Origin of the sequence: Borrelia nietonii YOR (genome assembly GCF_023035795.1) — a bacterium.
Classification (GTDB): Bacteria; Spirochaetota; Spirochaetia; order Borreliales; family Borreliaceae; genus Borrelia; species Borrelia hermsii.
Genome location: NZ_CP073148.1, coordinates 190328 through 211072, shown reverse-complemented (window position 1 = coordinate 211072; position 20745 = coordinate 190328). Strand labels below are relative to the sequence as shown.

The window sequence follows — 20745 nt, the reverse complement described above, 5'->3', positions numbered from 1 at the left end:
TTTTTTATTTTCTTGTGATTTTTGGTTTTCAGGTTTGCCTTTGTCTGCAGGTTCTTTTTTATTTTCTTGTGATTTTTGGTTTTCAGGTTTGCCTTTGTCTGCAGGTTCTTTTTTATTTTCTTGTGATTCTTTGTTTTTATGATCTTGTTGCTGTCCTATGGTAATGTGTTCACTTCTATTCTTGAGACTTTTGTCAAGTTTTTCAAGAGCGGCCTTTTTATTTCTTAAAAGATCGATCATGTGGAGAATAGAATTTTTTTTTTCACTTTCATATCTTAGTGTAATAAATTGCGAATAATCATGGATTGCCATGCTGTATGAATCCCATGCATTTTTATAATCTTTTTCCTTAAAATTAATTTTTCCTTGTTCAACATAAGAATTTGCTCTGTTAAGAAGTGCTTTGTCATAATTGGGCATATTTTTAACTGAATTGGAATAATATTTGATCGCTAGATTATAATAACCCTCACCTCGTTTAAACATTATGTTTCCCAATTCAAAATATAACTTGTAATCAATGTCTCCTCCTATTGCAATTCCATCAAGCAGAGCTCCTTCTGCTTCTGTTAGTTGATTATTTTCTCTATAAGCTATTGCTAAAAAATAGTATCCGTTTTGTACTTTTGGGTATTTCTGAATAGCCTCACTGAGGATTTTTATTGCTTGTGGATAATTTTTATTTTTTATCTCTTCTTGTCCAATTTTAATTAATCTTTGAGAGTATACTAAATTTGCATTAAGCAGTAAAATAAGCAAGATGATCAAATTTTTAAGCAATAATAAGCATTTCTTCATATCTTTTATAAGTACTATTTTATTACTTTCAAGCAAATATTTCTATATTTCATAGTGTCTTAAAATCAAATTTATTTTGTTCTTTAGTGAAAAGTGTAATGAATTTTATTATTTCTTCTTTTTGTTTGGGTGAGATTGTTTGTTCTTCTTTGAGTGCATCTGGTTTGTAATAACAAATAATATAACATATGGCAGGTAGTAGTTTTTCAGTTTTAAATTCTTCTAATTTAAATAGCAGTTCTAGTTTAATATTTTTATGTAATATCTTAAATACTCTTGTTCTTAAAATTAATGATTGGATGAAAATGTATGATTTACGATAATTTAACCTGTTAGAACTTGTTTTTTGAATTTTTATTATTTCTTGAGGTATTGTGATTTTATCTTCATCAAGGTGTATCATTATTTCTGATATGAATTCAAAATGTTTTTTATCAATATTTGGATAAAAGGATAGAAAATATACCAATATTTGATTTTGAATTCCAAAATTTTTGCTCTTAAAAAAGTTTTTTATATCTTTTGAGAATTTTGTTTTAGTATCTTTATCTGCATAGATGTAAAATGCAATCCATCCGTATGTATCTATTTTTGTTGTATTGTCTTTTATGTAATTTATTATGTTTTGTAAAAATATTTTTTTTATGTATTTATTTTGAAATATTTTTGAACTTTCATATGGGTTGAAATTCATCTTTTCAAAAGATGCAAAGAAATCCTCTGCTTTAAATTTTGCTCTGATCATATTTTCTATATTTGCATTTAGGTTTAGCAGTTTATGTGTTTCAATATATTCAATTGCAAAGATAAAATCTTTCCATTCATTTGGTACTTTGTCTTTAAAAAACCATTCTAGGTATTGTTTTATTGCGGTTTTCTCAAGTGAAAATAAATAAGTTTTTAAAGTATTTTGAAAATCGTTTGGGGTATATTTTGTAAATTCACTGAAAAAGTAATTAAAATTAGAATTTTTATTTGATCCTTTGTAAAAGATTTCATTAAGACTTAAAGTTTTGATTGTTTGTAGGTATTTTAAAATCTCGTCATACTTTAAGGTTAAAACTTCGTCTATTATGTATCTGTAGTTTTTTGTTAAAATTTTATTGAAAAGTGATTTGGATAGACACCCTACTGGCCAGTAGATTAAAATAAGTAATTTTTTTAGTTTGATTACTCTACTTTGTTTTTTTCTTAAGCTTGATTTAAATAATCTTTGAAATGATTGATTGTATTTTATTATGCATCTAATTTTTTCCTTGTTCCTATGTTTTACAGCTATTAATATATCTATTGTTGGTTCTAGATTTGTTATTTTTAAGTTACTAGAGAAATTTAATATTAATTGTTTATATAATTCTTTTTTTTCTTGTGTGTATTTGTTGTTATTTTGCATTTCAATTATTTTTAGAAAGTTGGTGGAGTTTAATTTGTATGTTATTCCAGGTCTCTTACTAATAAGATTTGTTTCTTTCTTTATTTGTAATAAATTTTTTCCTCTAATTATTTCTAGAAGCCAGTTCTTTATTTTTTGATTCTGTGTTTCCTCATAATAATATTCTTCAAGTGTGATATTTATTTTATTTTTTTTAAGTTCATAATCTTGACTTATTTTGATAAGGTGTTTAATTGCTTCTTCGTTGAGTTTGTAGAGTTTTGATAAAATGCTGTATCTTAAAATTTTTTCTTCTATGTTTATATTTATGTATTTTTTTAATATGCTAAGAGCATCATAAAACCCTTGGCATTTTGTTGATATTTTCATTTAGTTCCTTAGTGAGTCTTTGATGATTTGTAGTAATTGATCATTGCGTTTTGCAATTTTGATTATTGCTTCTAAATAACCCCCAATATCACCTATATCAAGTCTTTCCCCTTCTATTTCTTTGTATAATACTTTGTTCTCAGACATGAGTTTTTTTAAAGCATAAATATGATGATATTCCCCTTTTTGATGAAGTTTAAACCCTTCTTCTAAAAATTTGAAAAATTCATGGGTATATAAGAATCTTCCAATAGATGCTTTATTGCTTGGTTCTTTTCCAATTTCTGGTTTTTCTACTATGTCTTTGACATGAATATTGTCTTTATTTAATTCTATTACTCCGTATCTGTTGATATCTTTGGGATTTTCAATGACAGATAATATGTTTTTCCCAGTTTTTTTATGCAATTCTATTAGTTGTGCTGTTAAGGGTGGGGATCCAACATGCAAATCATCAGGGTATGCAACTATTACACTTTCAGTTCCTATCCAGGGTTTCACCTGCAGTAAAGCATGACCTGTGCCCATCATTTCATTTTGCCTTATAAAGCTAATATTAATGTCTTTAAGTTTAATTTTTTTTAGCAAATCTTCTCTATATTTTTTAGTAAATTCAGTCTCAAGTTCAATTTCTCTATCAAAGTAATTATCCAAAGCCCCCTTTCTTCTTGAGGTTATTATTAGTATTTCTTTGATTCCAGAACTAGTAAATTCTTCAATAATGTAATCGATTGCTGGTTTGTTTAAAATTGGTAGCATTTCCTTTGGAATAGTTTTTGTAATGGGTAAGAATCTTGTTCCATACCCTGCAGCTAAGATAATACCTTTCATGTTTTGTCTCTCTTAAACAAGATTATATCAAAATTTGAATTATAAATATTTAATTTTTTTGAAAAATGATTTAAAATTTGTCCTTATGCATATAAGTGCAGGTAAGTATAAGGGATGGAAAGTTGCTTTTCCTAAAATAGGTGGTGTGCGTCCTGTGATGGCTATTGTTAGGGAAGCATTTTTTTCTATTATTTTTAATCAGATTGTAGGATCAAGTTTTCTTGATGTGTTTGCAGGTACGGGGATAATGTCTCTTGAGGCTCTAAGTAGGGGAGCTAGTCTTGCTCATCTTGTTGATTATAATAAATCTTCTAAGAATGTTTTGATTAAGAATTTTGAGGTGGTAAGTGAACCTTATAAGTTTTGTTTTAAAAAGGCTGAATTGTTTCTTAAAAAAAGTGATCTGTATTATGACCTTATTTATCTTGATCCGCCTTTTGGTTATTCTTTTAAAGAAAATTTACTTAAGATAATCTCAGCGAATGAAAGTTTAAATAAAGATGCAAAAATTATTATTCATTATCCTTCAAGGGAAAATTTGGACAGCAGTATTTTAAGGCTTTCTAAATATGATTCTAGAAAATATGGGGGCTCAAGACTTGATTTTTTTAAAGTTAGTCCCTATGTATAGGATTATTAATCTTGCATAGAAATTAAGAGTTGAAATTCATCACTTTTAAGTTCTTCAATGTTGTGTCTTAATTCAAATTTATCAGTGTTTTTAAAAGGACTCTTCTTAATGTCCCCATTTTGTCCCTTTATGATGATTTCTCTAGATTCAAGGTTTAGTAGTATATCTCCAATTTTGTAGGATCTGTCCTTTTGTTTTATGATGGACACAATAGGCAAAATACCTGTTGTGTACTTTATAACGACTGCTTTAAATAGAGGTTCCTCGTAATCCTTTGTATATGCATTTACTATTGTTCCATAATCAAATGGTGCAAGTATTTTTAAAAAATTTTTTAGCATTTCTATGTCAAATTTTTTGTTTTTTAAATATTCTTCTGGTTTGTCCTTTTCCCAATAGTATTTTTCACTGTTTTTAATTAAAAATTCAATGGCTTCTAGGGGATTAACGGATTCTTTGATTATTATTGGATTAACCATTTCATCATAAACATCTATTATACAAAAAATTCTAATGAGTTCATGGGTAAATTTTTTTGTTGTTGTCTCTGAACGATTTTTGATGTTAAGATAGCTTTTTTGTCCATTTATTATCATTTTTGTAATAGCAGAAATATCCTCTCTTAATCTGAATAGATTTTTAGAAACATTAATACTTTTCTCTAAAATCTCTATTTTAGACATATATTGTTCTTTTGTGTCTTTGTTTTTAAGACTAATCTTTTCTCTTAATTTTTGTAATATTGTGGTATGCATGAGTCCAATTGGGTGTAATAATACTCCAAGTGCAGCTTGTAGTATTATGTCATTATCGTAGAAGAATTCTGTGAATTCTGTGTAGTTCGATTTGTCAATGAAAAATTTTAATGTTGATCGTGGAGCATCTTTTGCTGCCCTTTCTTTATTTAACTGGGCAATAGTTATTAAAAAGTAGATCGTAGTATCAATTGCATGTAGTAATATAGAGTCGCCTTCTGTTTTGACTTGTTCCCTGAAAAATTCATAATCTCTTCTGATTGAGTGTAGATATAGTTTTTGTATTGTTTTTGTGTTATCAAGATTGTCTTTGTCTATAATTTTTTGGAAATCAAAATAATCATATATTTTGAGTAATATTTTTTGAATAGATATTATTTTGTGTTTTGGTAAAATCTTGAAACTGCCCTCAATTATTTCCTTGAAGTAAATAGGATCAGGTTCTCTTTCCATTAGCGTATTTAAATTAATTAATGTTTTCCTTCCAGTTATTGTAAACATTTTATCTTTTTCTGAAAATGGTTTATATATATCTCTTAAGGCTTCTATTAGTTCTTCTTTGAAAGAATCTATTTCATTGTTTAAAAGTTCTTCATTAACTGTATTTATTAGCTTTTCATGTGGAATATTTTCGTGATTATTTATTACTGGGATATGTGAAACATTACCTTTATTTAAGAGCTCGATTATTTTTTCATTTACTCTTGTACTGAGCTTAGCTAAATTTCCAATCTTTGAAAAAATTATGTCCTTTTCTGTTAAATCTTCTACTTTTTTTATTTCTTTGAGAATCATTAGGAGTCCTCTTAACACTTTAAGTATTGTTGTCTAAGATAATTGGATTTGTGAGACAAAGATTTTGTCCCATGCTTTACCAATTGAGATGCAGCTATACTTATTATATAATTTTTATATAGCCTCTTAACAGCTGAGACTTAAAGTTTATCTTTTCTCTTTTTAATTTTGGCTGCATTGTTATAGACAAAACTTTTTAACTTATATTGCCACCGAGGAGAATCGAACTCCTGACACAAGGATTTTCAGTCCTATGCTCTACCAACTGAGCTACAGTGGCTAGGTTTTCTTTTTAAGATCGTAATTTTTATTAACAAAAGTAATTCTTTCATAAACAAGGGTTTTTGTCAATAAAAATTGATTCAATTTTTGTAATTTTTCACTAAAGTTTAGTATTGGTGAAATTATTATTTTAAGTATTTATTAGAATGGGCTCAACAATATTAATTAAATATTGACCCATTCTTTGTAATTTACTTTTTGCTCATTTTAATGTGTTATTCTTTAAATATTTATTCATTTAATATTCTGTTTTAAATGAATTTTTCATATTAATTTTTTTATTTTTTATTATGTAAGTATTTAAAGAAATCCATATCTGTTGAAAATATTTTTCGTTTGTCTTTAAGAGTTGCCTTGTAACTCTCTAGTGCTTGCCAAAATTTGTAAAATTCAACATTTTTACTATAAGCACTTGCATAAATTTTTGCAGCCTCATGGTCTCCTTCAGCTTTAATTTTGGCTGCTTCAGCTTTTGCTTCACTTAATAACTTTAGCTTTTCTTTCTCAATGCTACCAAGAATTTCCGTTTTCTCAGCAATTCCTGTACTTCTTTGTTCTTCTGCAACTTGTTGCCTTTCTGAAATCATTCTATTATGTACAGAGTCGATTAAACTTGGATCATAGCCTATTTTTCTAATAAGAACATCGACAATTTCAATTCCATTGTCTTTTGTATTTTGATTGGAAACCTCGATTATTTCATTTTCAATTATTTTACGACCCTTTGTGATCTTGTAAGTTGTATTATCTGTAACGTCTTGTGGTGTTAAAATTCCATCAGATAGACGTTGAATTGGATCATTTGAACTTCTAATAATTTCAAGTAAAGGATACTTGGCAATAACACCTCTAACTGCAGGTTCAATAGCTGCATTGATTATTGTGGAGGCTCGGTTCATTGTTTTGATCGCTGTATAGAATTGATTAATATCTACAATTCTCCACCTAGCAGTTGTATCTATCCAAATTAATTGTTTTTCTTCTCCTCCTGTTGGAATTCTTTGAGGTTCTCCATCCCATCTAAGTATATTTTTGGGAAATATTTGTACATTTTCAATAAATGGGATTTTATATTTAAGTCCTGCCGTGTTTTCAGTTCTTTCAATTTTACCAAGTCTTGTAGTAATTGAAATTTCATTTTCTTTTAAAATATAGAGTGGTTGCATTATAGCTAACGATATTAATCCAAATGTTAATGTAAAAGCTAAGATCTTAGCTATAGAGAATAAAAATCTTAGTATGTATTTCATCTTACTTAACCTCCTTGAATGGAAGGAAATTATTTAAATTTTTGTCAATTATTTCAATGTTGTCTCTGCTCTCAAGAATTTCCCTCATTGTTTCGTTATAGATTCTCTCTATTGTAATTTCTGGATTTTGGATGTATGCATTTAGAATTGCATTAAAGATAGTAGTATCAGCTAGTGCATTATTTATTCTGCTTTCTTTATATCCCTTAGCTTCTTCTATTACTTTAAGTGCTTCTCCTCTAATTTTTGGGATAATTTGATTAAATTCTTTCCTTCCCTCATTAACAAATTTATTTTTATCTTGAATTGCAATATTAACATCTTCAAATGCCTCATAAACTTTTCCCCTTGGTGGCATAGCATTTCTGATTTGTACTTGCACAATATCAATTCCTAAATCATATGTTTTTATAATTTCATTCATAGAGGCTTTTACTCCTTCTGTAACACCAACCCTATTATCATTAATTATCTCAAAAATAGTATTGTCTCCAATTAATCTGTTCATTGATGATTTTGCAATATCTATTATGGTTTTTTCTGGATCTTCTACTTTAAATATGAAAGAATATGGATCACTGATTTTATATTGTACTAGCCATTCAACTTTAATTATATTCAAGTCACCAGTAATAATTATTCCTTCATTTTCATCCAAATTAGCTTCTATGTTATTGTTTGCATTAAACCCAAATTTAACTTCTTGTACGATCTTTACTGGTACAATTGCTTTTTCTTCAATTAATGGAATTTTTATATGTATTCCCGGCTCAAGTATTCTATTTAACTTGCCAAGACGCAGGACAATGGCTTCCTCAGATGGACCAACCACAAAAATATTTGCAATTGTTATTATCAATATTATTACTAGTATAATTAAAATTATCATGTATTCATATGTTTTATTGAAAAATTTTAAGATGTTATTTAACATTTTCCCTCCTTTTTGTTATTTATTTCCAAAAAATCATATATTTTTATTTTTAAGTCCTTTATATTTTAATTTTTCTTAAAGTGTATTTTGTGTTTAAGTTGGACTTTAAGTAATATAAGATCATGTTCCAAGTATTTTTATTCATTTTTATTCCTTTTCAAATTTTTTAAATGTTATTTTTTTGATTTTGTGGTTCTGTATTTCCTCTATTAAATATTCCCCATGTTCTGTATTAACCTGTTCTCCGCCCGTGGGTATTTTATCAAGTAAATCCATGATGTATCCTCCAATTGTGTTTATGTAATCTTTGTGTTGAATTTTTATACCAACTGTTTCCTCAATCTCATCAAATGTGGTCTCGCCTGATATTAGGTAGATGTTTTCATCTTTTTTAGTAATAAGTTGTTTTTTTTCTTCGAAATCATATTCATCAAATATTGCGCCAAAGATCTTCTCTACTATATCTTCTATTGTAAGTATTCCTGAAAATCCTCCATATTCGTCAATAACAATGGCCATTATTTTTTGTTTTTGTCTCATGATATCTAGTATATCTTTTATCCTCTTGTTTTGCTGTACAAAAACAGCAGGTTTTACAAATTTAATAATGTTTTTTTCAAGTTTTTTTTTACTTATTTCAATTAGGTCTTTAGTTATTAAAATTCCTATTATTTGTTCTCTATTTTGACCTTTATATACGGGAATTCTCGAATATCCTTCTTTTTTAATTAATTTAATTTTGTCTTTTAATTTTGATGTGCTTGATAGTGAGAATACTTCCGTTCGGTGTGTCATAACCTCAGAGGCTCTGACTTCTCCTATGTTTAACATTTTTTGCATGAATATTCTGTCGTCATTTTCTAATATCCCCAATTTTTCGGCTAAAAATAACATGTTTTTTATGCTATCTTTAGTCATTTTTTGATTTGATTTTATTTTGCATAGGCTTAGTAAAATTTTAACTATTCCATTAATTACGTATATTGCTGGTGTGAATATGATTGTTAATATCTTGAGTAAGATTGAGGTTGATAAAACTATGCTCTCGTTATTTAAAATTGCAACCTGTTTAGGGAATATTTCTGAGAATATAAGCACTATTATTGTTATGATTCCAGTTGATAATGCTAGTGCATTGTTTCCATATTTGTCTAGAACAAATTTTGTTGTAAGGGCACTTGCTGCTATATTTGCAATATTATTTCCAATGAGAATTGTTGTTACGAGTTTTGATGGATCTTGGGCTAAGTTGTATACCATTGTTCCTAGTTTGCCTTTTTTCTTTATGTCTTGAAGTTGGATTAGGCTTAATGATGTGTAGGCTGTCTCTGATGCTGAGAAAATTGCCGATAGCATTATAAATGTTAATATGATTATTAATTCTAACATAATTATTATTTTAGTTTATCTTTAAATCATTTTCTTTAATTTTGTTTGTCTTTGTAAAAAAAATTATGCTGGCTTTTATTTAAGGCTTACAAGGCGCCGACCGGAATCGAACCGGCGAATCAAAGTTTTGCAGACTTTTCCCTTAGCCACTTGGGTACAGCGCCACGCTAAACATTAGTTAGTTTATTAAAAAATATTTAAATTGTAAACAGTCCCTTTTAATCTTTTGTGGTTTAAGTATTTTCTTTTTACATTTTTCTATAAAAATAAGTTTTATTTTTGTAGAATTTATGAGTATGAATAGAAAAATGCTTAATAATGTTTTATCTAAGTTAGATAAGAATATGGTAAAAGAGGTTAGAGGATCTTGTGAGGTAGAAATATTGGGCCTTACGTATGATTCAAGATGTGTTTTATCGCGTTTTGTATTTTTTGCTCTTCCAGGGCTTCATTTTGATGGTCAAAAATTTATTGAGTCAGCAATTCAACAGGGTAGCAATGTTATTGTTCATACTAATGATATTGATTCTTATGAACCCAATGTAACATACATTAAAATTGATTCTTGTAATATAAAAAGATTTATGTCGAATTTCTCTCATATTTTTTATGATGAGCCTTCAAAAAAGCTGAAAATTATTGGCGTTACAGGAACTGATGGCAAGAGTTCTGTTTGTTTTTATATCTATACCCTATTAAAATCTATGGGTGTTAAGGTTGGTTTTATCTCAACGGTATTCTTTGAAGATGGAAGTGGAACTTTAGTTAAAAATCCTTATAGACAGTCAACCCCAGAGTCAACAGAAATTCATTTAGTTTTAAGTAAAATGGTAGAGAATAATGTTGAATATGCTATTGTTGAATCGACTTCGCATGGTCTTGATGCTAGGACGTCAAGACTTATTGATATTTCGTACTCTGTTGCTGTTTTAACTAATATTAGCCATGAACATCTTGAATTTCATGGTACGATGCAGCATTATTTGAATGCTAAACTTAATCTTTTCTCTTCTGCAGATGCTAATGGTGGTTTTGGTATTATCAATATGGATGATAGTAATTTTTCTGTTTTTTTAGATGCTATTAATAGGGCTTATACATATAGTTTAGAGAACAAAAATGCTGATTTTTTTGTAAGTAAGATTAATGAACAAATGGGTTTTATTGAGTTTGAGTTTTATCACAAAAACATTAAATATGATGCTAGGGTTAATTTGACCGGTAGTTTTAATGTTGAAAATGTTATGGCGGCTTTAATTGTTGTTAGTCAAGTTATGAATATTCATATTTCAGAACTTATTGATAAGCTTGTAAATATTGAGGGTCTTTGTGGACGGATGCAAGGTGTTGATTTTGGACAAGATTTTTCTTTAATTATTGATTATGCGCACACACCCGGGGCTTTTCTTAAAGTTTTTCCTATGTTTAAGAGACTTGCAAAGAATAGATTAATTTCGGTTTTTGGTTCTGCTGGGGAGAGGGATACTTTTAAGAGAAAGGTGCAAGGAGAAATTGCTGATAGGTATTCAGATATAATAATACTTTGTGATGAAGACCCAAGAAGTGAGGATGGTATGCAAATAATTAGAGACATTGCGGAAGGAATTTCAGGAAAAACTTTAAATAAAGATTTATTTTTCATTCCTGATCGGAGAAGAGCAATTGAAAAGGCAGTAGATATTGCATATGCTGGCGATTTGGTAGTTACTCTTGGCAAGGGTCATGAAAGCTCAATAATATATAAGGATCGCAGTATTTTTTGGGATGAGCAAGCTGTCATTAAAGATATTATTTTAAATCCGAGAAATAGGGGTTGATTTGATGAGGAAAAATCTTATGTTAATATTTGGGGGAGTTTCTTTTGAGCATGAAATTTCTCTTAGGTCTGCTTATGGGATTTATTCAGCTCTTATGAAGCTTGATAAATATAATGTGTATCCAAGTTTTATTGATAAAATTACTGGGATTTGGTATTTATTAGATTCCGTTCCTGATGTTCCTGAATTAATTAAAAGAGATAATTCTGCCATTATTAGTTTAATTCCTGGTTGTGGGATATTTGTAAATGATAAGGCTCTTGAAATTGATGTTGTGTTTCCTATTGTTCATGGGAGAACAGGTGAGGATGGTGCTATTCAGGGATTTTTAAAAATGATGGATATTCCTTGTGTTGGTGCTGGTATTTTAGGGAGTGCTATTTCTATTAATAAGTACTTCTGTAAGCTTTTACTTAAAAGTTTTGATATTCCTTTAGTACCCTTTATTGGGTTTAGAAAATATGATTATTTTTTAGATAAAGAAGGAATCAAAAAAGACATAAAACAGAGTTTAAATTACCCTGTAATTGTTAAGCCGGCTATGTTGGGTTCTTCAATTGGAATAAGTATTGCATATAATGATACTCAGATTGAAAAATGTATTGAAGATGCTTTTACGTATGATTTAACAGTTGTTGTAGAGAAGTTTATGAAGGTAAGGGAGATTGAATGTTCTGTTATTGGAAATGAGCAGATTAAAATATTTACTCCTGGTGAAATTGTTGTACAGGATTTTGTATTTTATGACTATGATGCTAAGTATTCTACAGTTCCTGGAAATTCAGTTGTCTTTAATATTCCTGCTCGTCTTGACATGAAATATTTGTTAGACATTAAAGAATATGCATTCTTAACTTATAAATGTTTGGAACTTAGGGGCATGGCAAGGATTGATTTTTTGATCGAAAAAGATACTGATTTAATTTATGTTAATGAAATAAATACAATCCCAGGATTTACAGATATTTCTATGTTTTCTAAGATGTGTGAACATGATGGACTTGATTATGAGTCTTTGGTTGATAAATTGGTAAGTTTGGCTTTTCAAAGTTATGCAAAGAGAAAGGAGAGAATTGATTTTAAACGGTTGGAGAACTAATTTAGCTTAAAATTTTTTAAATTTTCAATTTCCTTATCATTTTGGAGTTTAAAAAAGGGATCTTGATCATATTTTGCAGATTTTGGAAGTATTCCGGAATACTTTATTGCGTATGAATAATCTATGTTAATATTCTTAATTTCTTTTTTGGTTTTCTGATCATATATTTTTACGTGGTGTTCATTAATATCAAAGTAAGCAAAAGCATCATATTGAATTTTCTCTTGAGATTTAATCGTAAAAGTTATGTTTATTGTGTTTGATTTAATATTATTTACTGTAAATATTATATTGTTGGATGCTATTTTATATGGTGTGTTGCTTTGATATATGATAAGTTCGGATGCATTTTTTAGGAATAGATGAATGTGTTTTGCAATCTTATTCGTGGCAATTTTAATTTCATAGATAGTTCTCTCAGCAGCATCTATTTTTTGAAAAGATAAATCTATTAAGTCTTTTTGTATTTTAATTTCCTTTTTTGCATGTTTTTTATTTTTGTCTAAGTTTAAATTAAAATCTTTAGTTGAAATTTCAATTGTATTTCTATTGTCTTGTAGGTATTCTACGCTAATTTTGTTAGTTTTTTCTGGAAAGCTTATTATTTGATCTATTTTTATTGTTGAAATTTTTTCTATGTCGTGTGATATTATGGTAATGGCGATTATTAAAAAAAGAATGATAGATTCAATCTTTTCAGATTTGTTAAGTTCTTGTCTTATTGTTGCAGTTTTGTGTTTTAAATGTTCTACAATGTTGGTAAGTATTGCTGAGAAGAGTGAGATTGATATGAAATAACTTAGTGCAATCGGTCTTGATATCATTAAGGTTGTTTGTATTGATGTTATTAGCATAAGATTTGTTATCCACATAAGCATTATTACTATCTTTTTTAAAATTTTTCCTTTATTAGGAATAATGAATATTAATATGTTTTTTAAGATTATGGTTAAAATAAATTCTATTTTGATATATAACACTATAATAAGCTCAATTATGGAGATTGATATTGCTAAATATTTGAGTTCTTTAAGGGTTAAATGTATTTTAAAGTTATATGTGAAGTAAGATATAAGATTGAAGTTAAATAAGGTTAGAAAAAAATTTACTAGATATATTGGATTTATAATGTTATAGTCTATGAAATTTTCATATGCTTTTAGCATTTTATTTGTAAGTAAAGTAGAAATATATGTGCTTAGGAATAATATGAAAAATAGTTTTATGATTTTATGATAATTTTCTTTTGTTTTTCTAAATATGATACTAGTTTTTTTAAACCTTGTGATGAATATTAAGATAGTGAAATTGTAAATAGCATATATTATTATGATAAGTGTATTTTCATTTATTATCCATTTTTTAAACAGGGTATTTATAATAATATAGTGCAGTGCATTTTCGTTTTGGATATTTTTTTGAGATTTGATTGCCTCTTCAATTGATTTGTAAATGTCACAAAGATTATTATGATTTATATGTGTTAAGAATGGTTGTTTTTTATTGTTGCTTATTATTAAAATTGGAATTTCTTCCTTTAAATACAAGTTATATATTTCATTGATATTCTTATCATTTATTTTTGATACGTTAAAGTTTACTTTATTGTTTTCAAATGCTTTAATAAAATTTTCTAAAAAGCTTAGATTTGTTTTTGAGTTTATTATGTTTGATTGATTTTTAAAGTCTATTAAATTATTTTTTTTCTCTTCATTTAACATTAAATATATTGTATTTGTATCTTTTTCAAGAGTATTGTTATTTAATAATAACCTGCTGCTTATTGTTGATATTTGTTTGTGCGAATCGTCTTCTATAAAATAAATGTTTAGGCTGTTCTTGAGCCCTTTGTTTTTTAAGTTATTTATTAATGTAATTGCAATGGCAATTGCCAGATTATTTTTTAAATTGTATTGTATTTCGATTGGGATAATAATATTATAATTAGTTTTTTCTCTGCCTTTTATCTTTGCGTGAATTGTTTTTTGTGAGTATCCAATAAATCCAATTTCTTGGAGTGAGTGTTCTTTGTATTGAATCTGATTGTCTAGAAAGTATTGCTTTATGTAATTATAAATATTGCCTATTCGTTTTGTTTGTTCTAAGGAGTCATTTAATTCATTGATTTTTGTAATATGTTTTCTTATTTGTTTGCTACATTGTTCTCTCTCGTCAGCTTTTATTATTTTATGTGGAATTAATGTGTGTATTAAGATTAAGAGTAATATCTTAATTATCATAATTTTTTATGTCTTCTTCTACTTGCATTATTTGGAGTACATTGGGATTTTCTTTAAGTGAAGTGAGAATCATTGATATATTTTTTTCATTTGATGAGATGATTATGTTGATTATTCCATGTCCATTTCCACAGTCTTCTATTTTCTCACTAATAAGTCTTACGTCAAAGATTGTAAAAAGGTTATCTAGATAATTAAAAAGACCTTTGAAATTTTTTAGGAATATTATAATATGATATACTTTCCTTGTTGGTGTTGCTTCCCATTCTACTTCTACCAGATGGCTTTTTTTCTGATGTATTATTTCTTTACAATGTTCTTTGTGAACTACTATTGTGTCTTTTTGTATTATTCCGATGATATCTTCACCTGTTAATGGATTACACTCAGAAGCTATTGTAATACTTTTTAGTTTGTCTTTTGTTAAAGATTTGAACAGACTGAAGAGTCTTTTTTGTTCTTTATTCTCTCCAATAAGATATGCAATTATGTTATTATCTACAAATATTGTATTATCATTTTTATTAAGCCAAGATCGAATTTTTGAGCGTGCTTTTTTTGTTCTGACGCTATTGAGCCAAATTACATCAGGTTTTGCTTCTGGAGAGGTAAATATTTCAACAATTTGTTCATTTTTTAATGGTTTAGTTAGTGAGCTAATTTTACCATTGATTTTTGCATAAAGTGCTTGGTCCCCAATATCTGTATGTATTGTGTATGCAAAGTCAATTGAATTTGAGCCAAATGGAAGTTCTACTATTTCTCCTTCTGGTGTATAGACATATATAAATGTGTTTAAGAGTTCTTTGTGTATGTCATGCATTGAATATTGATTTTTGTTAACCGATTCTTGTTGCCATTTTTTGATTCGGTTGATAAATGATATATCATCTGCTTTTAATTCAACTTGTTCTTTGTAAAGCCAGTGAGCAGCAACACCATATTTAGCAATTCTATCCATTTCTTCTGTTCTGATTTGTATTTCAATTAATTGATTATCTTCAGGTATTCTGACGGTAGTATGTAGAGATTGATATTTATTCTCTTTAGGGATTGCTATGTAGTCTTTTAGTCTGCCAGGTATTGGTTTCCAAACCTTATGTACGATTTCTAGTATTTCATAGCATTCTTTTTGTTTTTTACAAATTATTCTGATTCCCAGAGTATCAAATATTTGAGCAATATTATTATTTCTTGTTTTCATTTTTCTAAATATTGAGTAGAAATGTTTGGAACGTACTGTGATTGCGACATCGATTCCAATTTTTTTAAGTTCTTTTTCTATAATTAATTTTCCTTTATATAATTTTTTTTCTCTCTCTATTTTTGTTGCGGATAGAAAATTTTTGATTTCTTTATATTCTTTTGGATAAAGATATTTTAATGATAAATCTTCAAGATATATTTTAAGGGATGAAATACCAAGTCTTTCTGCAATTGGTACGTAAGTGGCGAGACAGTCTCTTGCAATTCTTTCCCTTCTGTTTTTAGGTAAGTGAGAAAGTGTTGCCATATTATGTAATTTGTCTGCAAGTTTTATGATTATTATTCTAATATCATGAGTCATTGCAAAAAACATTTTTGAAATGGTATTTGCTTCTTTGATTGCTCTTGTTTTATTGTGTAGGTCATGAATTTTAGTTACACCATCAATTAGACTTAAAACTTCTTGATCAAATTCTTTAATTATTTCTTCCTTTTTAACACTCGTATCTTCAAGAACATCGTGCAGTAAACCAGCTATTATTGTTTTAAAGTCTAATTGAAATTTTATGAGAAATAATGAAACCATTATTGGATGGATTACATATGGCTCTTTACTCTCTCTATATTGCCCATAGTGTAATTGTTCTGATATTTCAAGAGCTTTAAATATTAGTTTTTTTTGAATCTCGTCTTGATAAGTATTATTGACAATTTTTCTAAAGATATTTTTTAGTTTATCAATATCATTGATTTTAAGTAAGTATGCAATTTCATAGACTTGTATCATGCTTTATCCTTAAGACCAATGCCCTTTCTCTGCTTTCAATGTCATATATGGTTTTCAAATGTTCAAAACCTTCCTGGATTGCAAACTTTTTTAGAGATTTTGTTTGCCATGGAGCCATTTCTATTATTAAGAGTCCATTTTTGGTGAGCTTGTATTTTGCCTGTTTTATTATTTTCTTTGGAATTTTAAGCCCATCTCTTCCAAATCCTAAAAGAGCTATTCTTGGTTCTTTTGCTAATTTTTCCTTTATTTTTAGTTCATCTTTATTTAAATAAGGGGGATTAGCAATTATTAGTTCAAACTCTTTATCTATGTATTTTAACAGATCTGAATGTTGTATTTCTATATAATTTTCTAATTTTAGTCTTTGTGTGTTTTTTAATGATACTCTCAAGGCTTTAGTCGAAATATCTGATAGTGTTACTTTGCGTTTAAGATAATGTGCAATTGTTAAGCCAATACACCCACTCCCGCAACATAAATCTAAGATTTTATTTAAGTTGTGCTTTTTAATTTGAATTAAAGCTTCTTCTACTAAGCATTCTGTATCTGCTCTAGGAATTAGTACATGTTTGTTTATGTAAAACTTGATTCCCATGAATTCCTTTGTTCCAAGTATGTAGTTTATGGGCGTGCCTGATTTTATGCTGTTTATTTGATGCAGTAATTGATATTCTTCTTGTTTTGTTAAATTTTTATTTATATTTGCAAGAATTAATTCTTTTCGATTCTTTAAGATTTTTTCAAGTAGTAATAGAATCTCAAGAGTATTTAAATTATGTTGTTTTGAACTTTTTATTGCTTCGTTTATTGTCATTAGAATAAATTAAATTGGATTATCTTTTAGTGCTTGTTCTTGAAATTTTAGAGCTAGTGTGTCGAGAAGAGAATCAAGTTCTCCTTGCATAATTTCTTCTAGTTTATAAAGACTAATGTTTGCTCTATGGTCTGTTACTCTGTTTTGTGGAAAATTATATGTTCTAATTCTTTCAGACCTATCACCTGAGCCTACTTGTTGCTTTCTGTCATTTGAGCGTTGTTCTTGTTTTTTGAGGTCTTCAAATTCATAAAGTCTGGCTCTTAATATTTTCATAGCCTGATCTTTATTTTTATGCTGACTTCTTTCATTTTGACATTGTGCCACGATCCCTGTAGGCAAATGTGTAATTCTAACAGCAGAGTCTGTTGTGTTTACATGTTGGCCCCCAGCACCAGAGGATCTGTAAACATCTATTCTTAAATCTTTTTCATTAATTTCAATATCGGTATCTTCAATTTCAGGAAGTACAGCAACGGTCGCTGCTGAGGTTTGAAGTCTTCCATTGGATTCTGTTATAGGAACTCTTTGAACTCTGTGTACCCCGCTTTCATGTTTTAGTTTTTTAAATACATCTTTACCCTTTATTTCAAAACTTACTTCTTTAAATCCACCAAGCTCCGTTTCATTAAAGTTAATGAGCTCTGTTTTCCATTTTTTTTTCTCAGAATATTTTGTATACATTTCATAAAGATTATGTGCAAAAAGCGCAGCTTCTTCTCCTCCTGTTCCAGCTCTAATTTCAATAATGATATTTTTACTGTCATTTTCATCTTGGTGTAATAGCAGTATTTTGATCATATGTTCAACTTCATCTTTTTTGAGGTTTAAATGTGTTAATTCTTGTTTTACGAGTTCTTTCATTTCTAAGTTTTCTTCTTCGGACAAAATTTTTAAATTCTCATTGATTTGGCTTAATATGTTTTCATATTCATCTTTTTTTTCTTTAATTTTTTCTAGATAGTTATATTCTTTTACTGCTTTTGCATATTCTTTTTGGTTTTTCACTAAATTTATGTCTTGTAATTTTGCTTCAAGTATTTTTATTTTGCTTTCAATGGGACTTAATTTTTCTAAAAACATCTTAATTTTCTCCTAGTAAAGTAGTAATATTTTATCCTACTTTTGATTTTTTTTGTTATAATTGCCCATGAATTTATCTACTAGGCTTTATATGCAATGCAAATAAATAAGTTTAAGTATGCAAAATTAAGTATATTTTTTTAATTTTTTATATAATATGTTTATTGAGATTGGATGTTAAAGATTTATTAATATCTTGATATGTTTATATATGAATATGACTTATATGTTTTTTAAATAGCATATATGAAGTGAATGTTATGTCTTTAATAAACCAGTTTAGAAGGGGTATTTATGTTAGACAAGAAACTTTTATGTGATTTTGGGGATATCTCACAAATTTCTGATAATGAGCTTCTTGATGTTACTGAAAAATCCAAAAGGGGATATCAGTTGATAAAAGAAGAGAGACTTTCTGAAGCAGAAGAATTGTTCGATGATATCTTACAAAAGGATGATGATAATAATTATGCTCTTGTTGGACTTGGAGACATTGAAAGGAAGAAGCGAAACTTTGATAAAGCTATAATTTATTATCAAAGATGTCTTGCTAAACATTCAAATAATAATTATGCGCTTTTTGGTTTGGGAGATTGTTATAGGAGTTTAGGTGATTATAAGAAGGCCACAGATGTATGGGAAGAATATTTAAAATATGATTCTGAAAATATTACGGTTCTTACAAGAGTTGCTTCTTCTTATAGAAAATTAAAAAATTTTCAAAAATCTAGGCAATCGTACTTAAGAGTATTAGAGCTTGTGCCTGATAATGATTATGCTCTTGTTGGTATTGGACATTTGTATTATGACTTTAAGGAATATAAAGAAGCGTTGAAATATTGGCTTAAGATGTATGAAATAAATCAGGTTAAGATTGATGTTCGTGTTTTAACTTCGATTGGGAATTGTTATAGGAAATTAAAGGAATTTAGTAAGGGAATTTATTTTTTTAAAAGAGCTTTGGAAATCTCACCAAATAATTTTTATGCTATTTTTGGACTTGCTGATTGCTATAGAGGAAATAAAGAGTATCATGAAGCCTTAAAATATTGGCTTACAATAATAGATCGGGATCCAAAGAATAATTTGGTTTTAACAAGAGTGGGGGATACGTATCGATACTTGAAAGAGTATGATAATGCACAAATTTATTATAAAAAAGCCCTTGATGTGGATTTCGATATGTTTGCCATACTTGGTCTTGCGCTTCTTCAAAAAGAACAGGGGCAGTATGAAGAGGCATTGTCAGCTATTAAAAATCTAATAAAAACCAATCCTAAAAATTCAATATTGTATGTAAATGCTGCTGAGTGTTATGAGGCATTAGGGCAGATTGGAGATGCTGTAGATATTTTGTCAAGTTTCTTGCAACTCGGAATGAAGAATGTTACCATTATTGACTACATTAATAACCTTAAAAAGAAGATGGATACATGAAGCTTGATTTTGAAAGATCTATTTTTTTGCAAAAGTTAATAGATACTCATGTTCATTTTAATGAACTTAATAAGAATTCTATCGATATTCATTATCTGATTGATGAATGTTTTAGAAATGGATTTGCTTATTTTCTTGATGTTGGATTGCATCCTAGTGATTTTTATGAGAGAAAACATCTCTTAGATACTTATCCTAATATTGCACTAACAGTTGGGATTCATCCTTTAAATAAGGCTTTAAGCGATGATTTTGCATTGATTGAAGAGATTTTAGCAAAGGAAAACGTTGTTGCTGTTGGTGAGATTGGCCTTGATTACCTTAAGGCAGGGAATAAGAGTTGCCAGATTGAAGCTTTAAGTATTCAATTAGATTTGGCTAGTAAATATAAAAAACCTGTTATTTTGCATGTCAGAGAGGCTTATGATGATATTTACAATATCATTAAATCTTCCAATTTCGTAAGTAGAGGAATATTACATTGCTATTCTGGTACCTATGAGTATGCTAAAAAATTTATTGATTTTGGATTTAAGATATCTTTTGCAGGTAATTTAACTTTTAAAAATTCAGAGCCTTTAAGGGAAGTTTTAAAAAAATTAAATATTAAAGATATCTTAATTGAAACAGACAGTCCATTTTTAGCTCCAGTTCCTTTAAGAGGTAAGATTAATGCCCCACTTTTTTTAGGATATACATGTCTTGAGATAGCAAAAATTAAAAATTGTGATGTAGATAGTGTTGTAAATGCGCTTTATGATAACTTTAAGGATTTATTTAAAGATTTGATTTGATAATTTTTTATTAGTAATTAATGTTTTTGTTTGTTAAT

General features: G+C 28.1%; 15 protein-coding genes, 2 tRNA genes and 1 pseudogene. 5 read left to right on the top strand and 13 right to left on the bottom strand.

The window, feature by feature from the left end; translation table 11 throughout:
* Positions 1–105: 105 nt before the first annotated feature.
* The 3 genes and pseudogenes from bhYOR_RS08345 to bhYOR_RS01005 form a co-directional block, all read right to left on the bottom strand.
* Positions 106–798: pseudogene (locus bhYOR_RS08345) on the bottom strand (tetratricopeptide repeat protein); the annotation flags it as partial.
* Between the two features lie 49 nt (positions 799–847).
* Positions 848–2560 (bottom strand): BB_0208 family protein, encoded by a 1713-nt coding sequence (locus tag bhYOR_RS01010; protein WP_025399549.1) that lies wholly within the window; start codon positions 2558–2560, stop codon positions 848–850.
* A complete protein-coding gene (locus bhYOR_RS01005; protein WP_025399548.1) occupies positions 2561–3391 on the bottom strand; it encodes a UTP--glucose-1-phosphate uridylyltransferase in 831 nt (276 codons plus the stop codon). It lies immediately after the preceding gene.
* 52 nt (positions 3392–3443) lie between these two features.
* Between bhYOR_RS01005 and rsmD the strand changes: the two genes are divergently transcribed.
* Entirely contained in the window at positions 3444–4022 is a 579-nt protein-coding gene (gene rsmD / locus bhYOR_RS01000) for a 16S rRNA (guanine(966)-N(2))-methyltransferase RsmD (RefSeq protein WP_025399547.1), read from the top strand.
* Between the two features lie 5 nt (positions 4023–4027).
* Here the strand turns inward: rsmD and bhYOR_RS00995 are convergent, their stop codons facing one another.
* The 6 genes from bhYOR_RS00995 to bhYOR_RS00970 form a co-directional block, all read right to left on the bottom strand.
* Positions 4028–5572, bottom strand: coding sequence for a hypothetical protein (locus tag bhYOR_RS00995; RefSeq protein WP_247088159.1), 1545 nt, complete (start codon positions 5570–5572; stop codon positions 4028–4030).
* 207 nt (positions 5573–5779) lie between these two features.
* Positions 5780–5852: transfer RNA gene (locus tag bhYOR_RS00990), tRNA-Phe, on the bottom strand.
* 280 nt (positions 5853–6132) lie between these two features.
* A complete protein-coding gene (gene hflC / locus bhYOR_RS00985) occupies positions 6133–7104 on the bottom strand; it encodes a protease modulator HflC (RefSeq protein WP_025399545.1) in 972 nt (323 codons plus the stop codon).
* A gap of 1 nt (position 7105) precedes the next feature.
* Positions 7106–8038, bottom strand: a complete 933-nt coding sequence (hflK, locus tag bhYOR_RS00980) for an FtsH protease activity modulator HflK (protein WP_025399544.1) — start codon at positions 8036–8038, stop codon at positions 7106–7108.
* A 147-nt stretch (positions 8039–8185) separates the two neighbouring features.
* The gene (locus bhYOR_RS00975; RefSeq protein ID WP_025399543.1) at positions 8186–9427 is read right to left on the bottom strand and encodes a hemolysin family protein; all 1242 of its coding nucleotides are present in this window, start codon (positions 9425–9427) and stop codon (positions 8186–8188) included.
* Between the two features lie 91 nt (positions 9428–9518).
* Positions 9519–9591 (bottom strand) — tRNA-Cys (locus bhYOR_RS00970).
* A gap of 132 nt (positions 9592–9723) precedes the next feature.
* Here bhYOR_RS00970 and bhYOR_RS00965 point away from each other — a divergent pair.
* Complete coding sequence (locus tag bhYOR_RS00965; protein ID WP_025399542.1) at positions 9724–11244, top strand: UDP-N-acetylmuramoyl-L-alanyl-D-glutamate--2,6-diaminopimelate ligase; 1521 nt, start codon at positions 9724–9726, stop codon at positions 11242–11244.
* A 1-nt stretch (position 11245) separates the two neighbouring features.
* A complete protein-coding gene (locus bhYOR_RS00960) occupies positions 11246–12343 on the top strand; it encodes a D-alanine--D-alanine ligase (RefSeq protein WP_086936061.1) in 1098 nt (365 codons plus the stop codon).
* Here the strand turns inward: bhYOR_RS00960 and bhYOR_RS00955 are convergent.
* Genes bhYOR_RS00955 through prfA form a run of 4 tightly spaced genes read right to left on the bottom strand, consistent with a single transcriptional unit; the run spans position 12340 to position 18476 of the window.
* Positions 12340–14583: a ligand-binding sensor domain-containing protein gene (locus bhYOR_RS00955; protein ID WP_025399540.1), complete on the bottom strand. Its 2244-nt coding sequence runs from the start codon at positions 14581–14583 to the stop codon at positions 12340–12342. The two genes, bhYOR_RS00960 and bhYOR_RS00955, sit on opposite strands and share 4 nt — an antisense overlap.
* A complete protein-coding gene (locus bhYOR_RS00950) occupies positions 14573–16576 on the bottom strand; it encodes a RelA/SpoT family protein (RefSeq protein WP_025399539.1) in 2004 nt (667 codons plus the stop codon). The genes bhYOR_RS00955 and bhYOR_RS00950 overlap by 11 nt, the downstream gene beginning before the upstream one ends.
* Positions 16560–17393, bottom strand: a complete 834-nt coding sequence (prmC, locus tag bhYOR_RS00945; protein ID WP_025399538.1) for a peptide chain release factor N(5)-glutamine methyltransferase — start codon at positions 17391–17393, stop codon at positions 16560–16562. The genes bhYOR_RS00950 and prmC overlap by 17 nt, the downstream gene beginning before the upstream one ends.
* 9 nt (positions 17394–17402) lie before the next feature.
* Positions 17403–18476: a peptide chain release factor 1 gene (gene prfA / locus bhYOR_RS00940; RefSeq protein WP_025399537.1), complete on the bottom strand. Its 1074-nt coding sequence runs from the start codon at positions 18474–18476 to the stop codon at positions 17403–17405.
* 294 nt (positions 18477–18770) lie between these two features.
* Here prfA and bhYOR_RS00935 point away from each other — a divergent pair, with 294 nt between their 5' ends.
* Both bhYOR_RS00935 and bhYOR_RS00930 read left to right on the top strand, forming a co-directional pair.
* Complete coding sequence (locus tag bhYOR_RS00935; protein WP_025399536.1) at positions 18771–19913, top strand: tetratricopeptide repeat protein; 1143 nt, start codon at positions 18771–18773, stop codon at positions 19911–19913.
* Complete coding sequence (locus tag bhYOR_RS00930; RefSeq protein ID WP_025399535.1) at positions 19910–20707, top strand: TatD family hydrolase; 798 nt, start codon at positions 19910–19912, stop codon at positions 20705–20707. The genes bhYOR_RS00935 and bhYOR_RS00930 overlap by 4 nt, the downstream gene beginning before the upstream one ends.
* Positions 20708–20745: the final 38 nt, after the last annotated feature.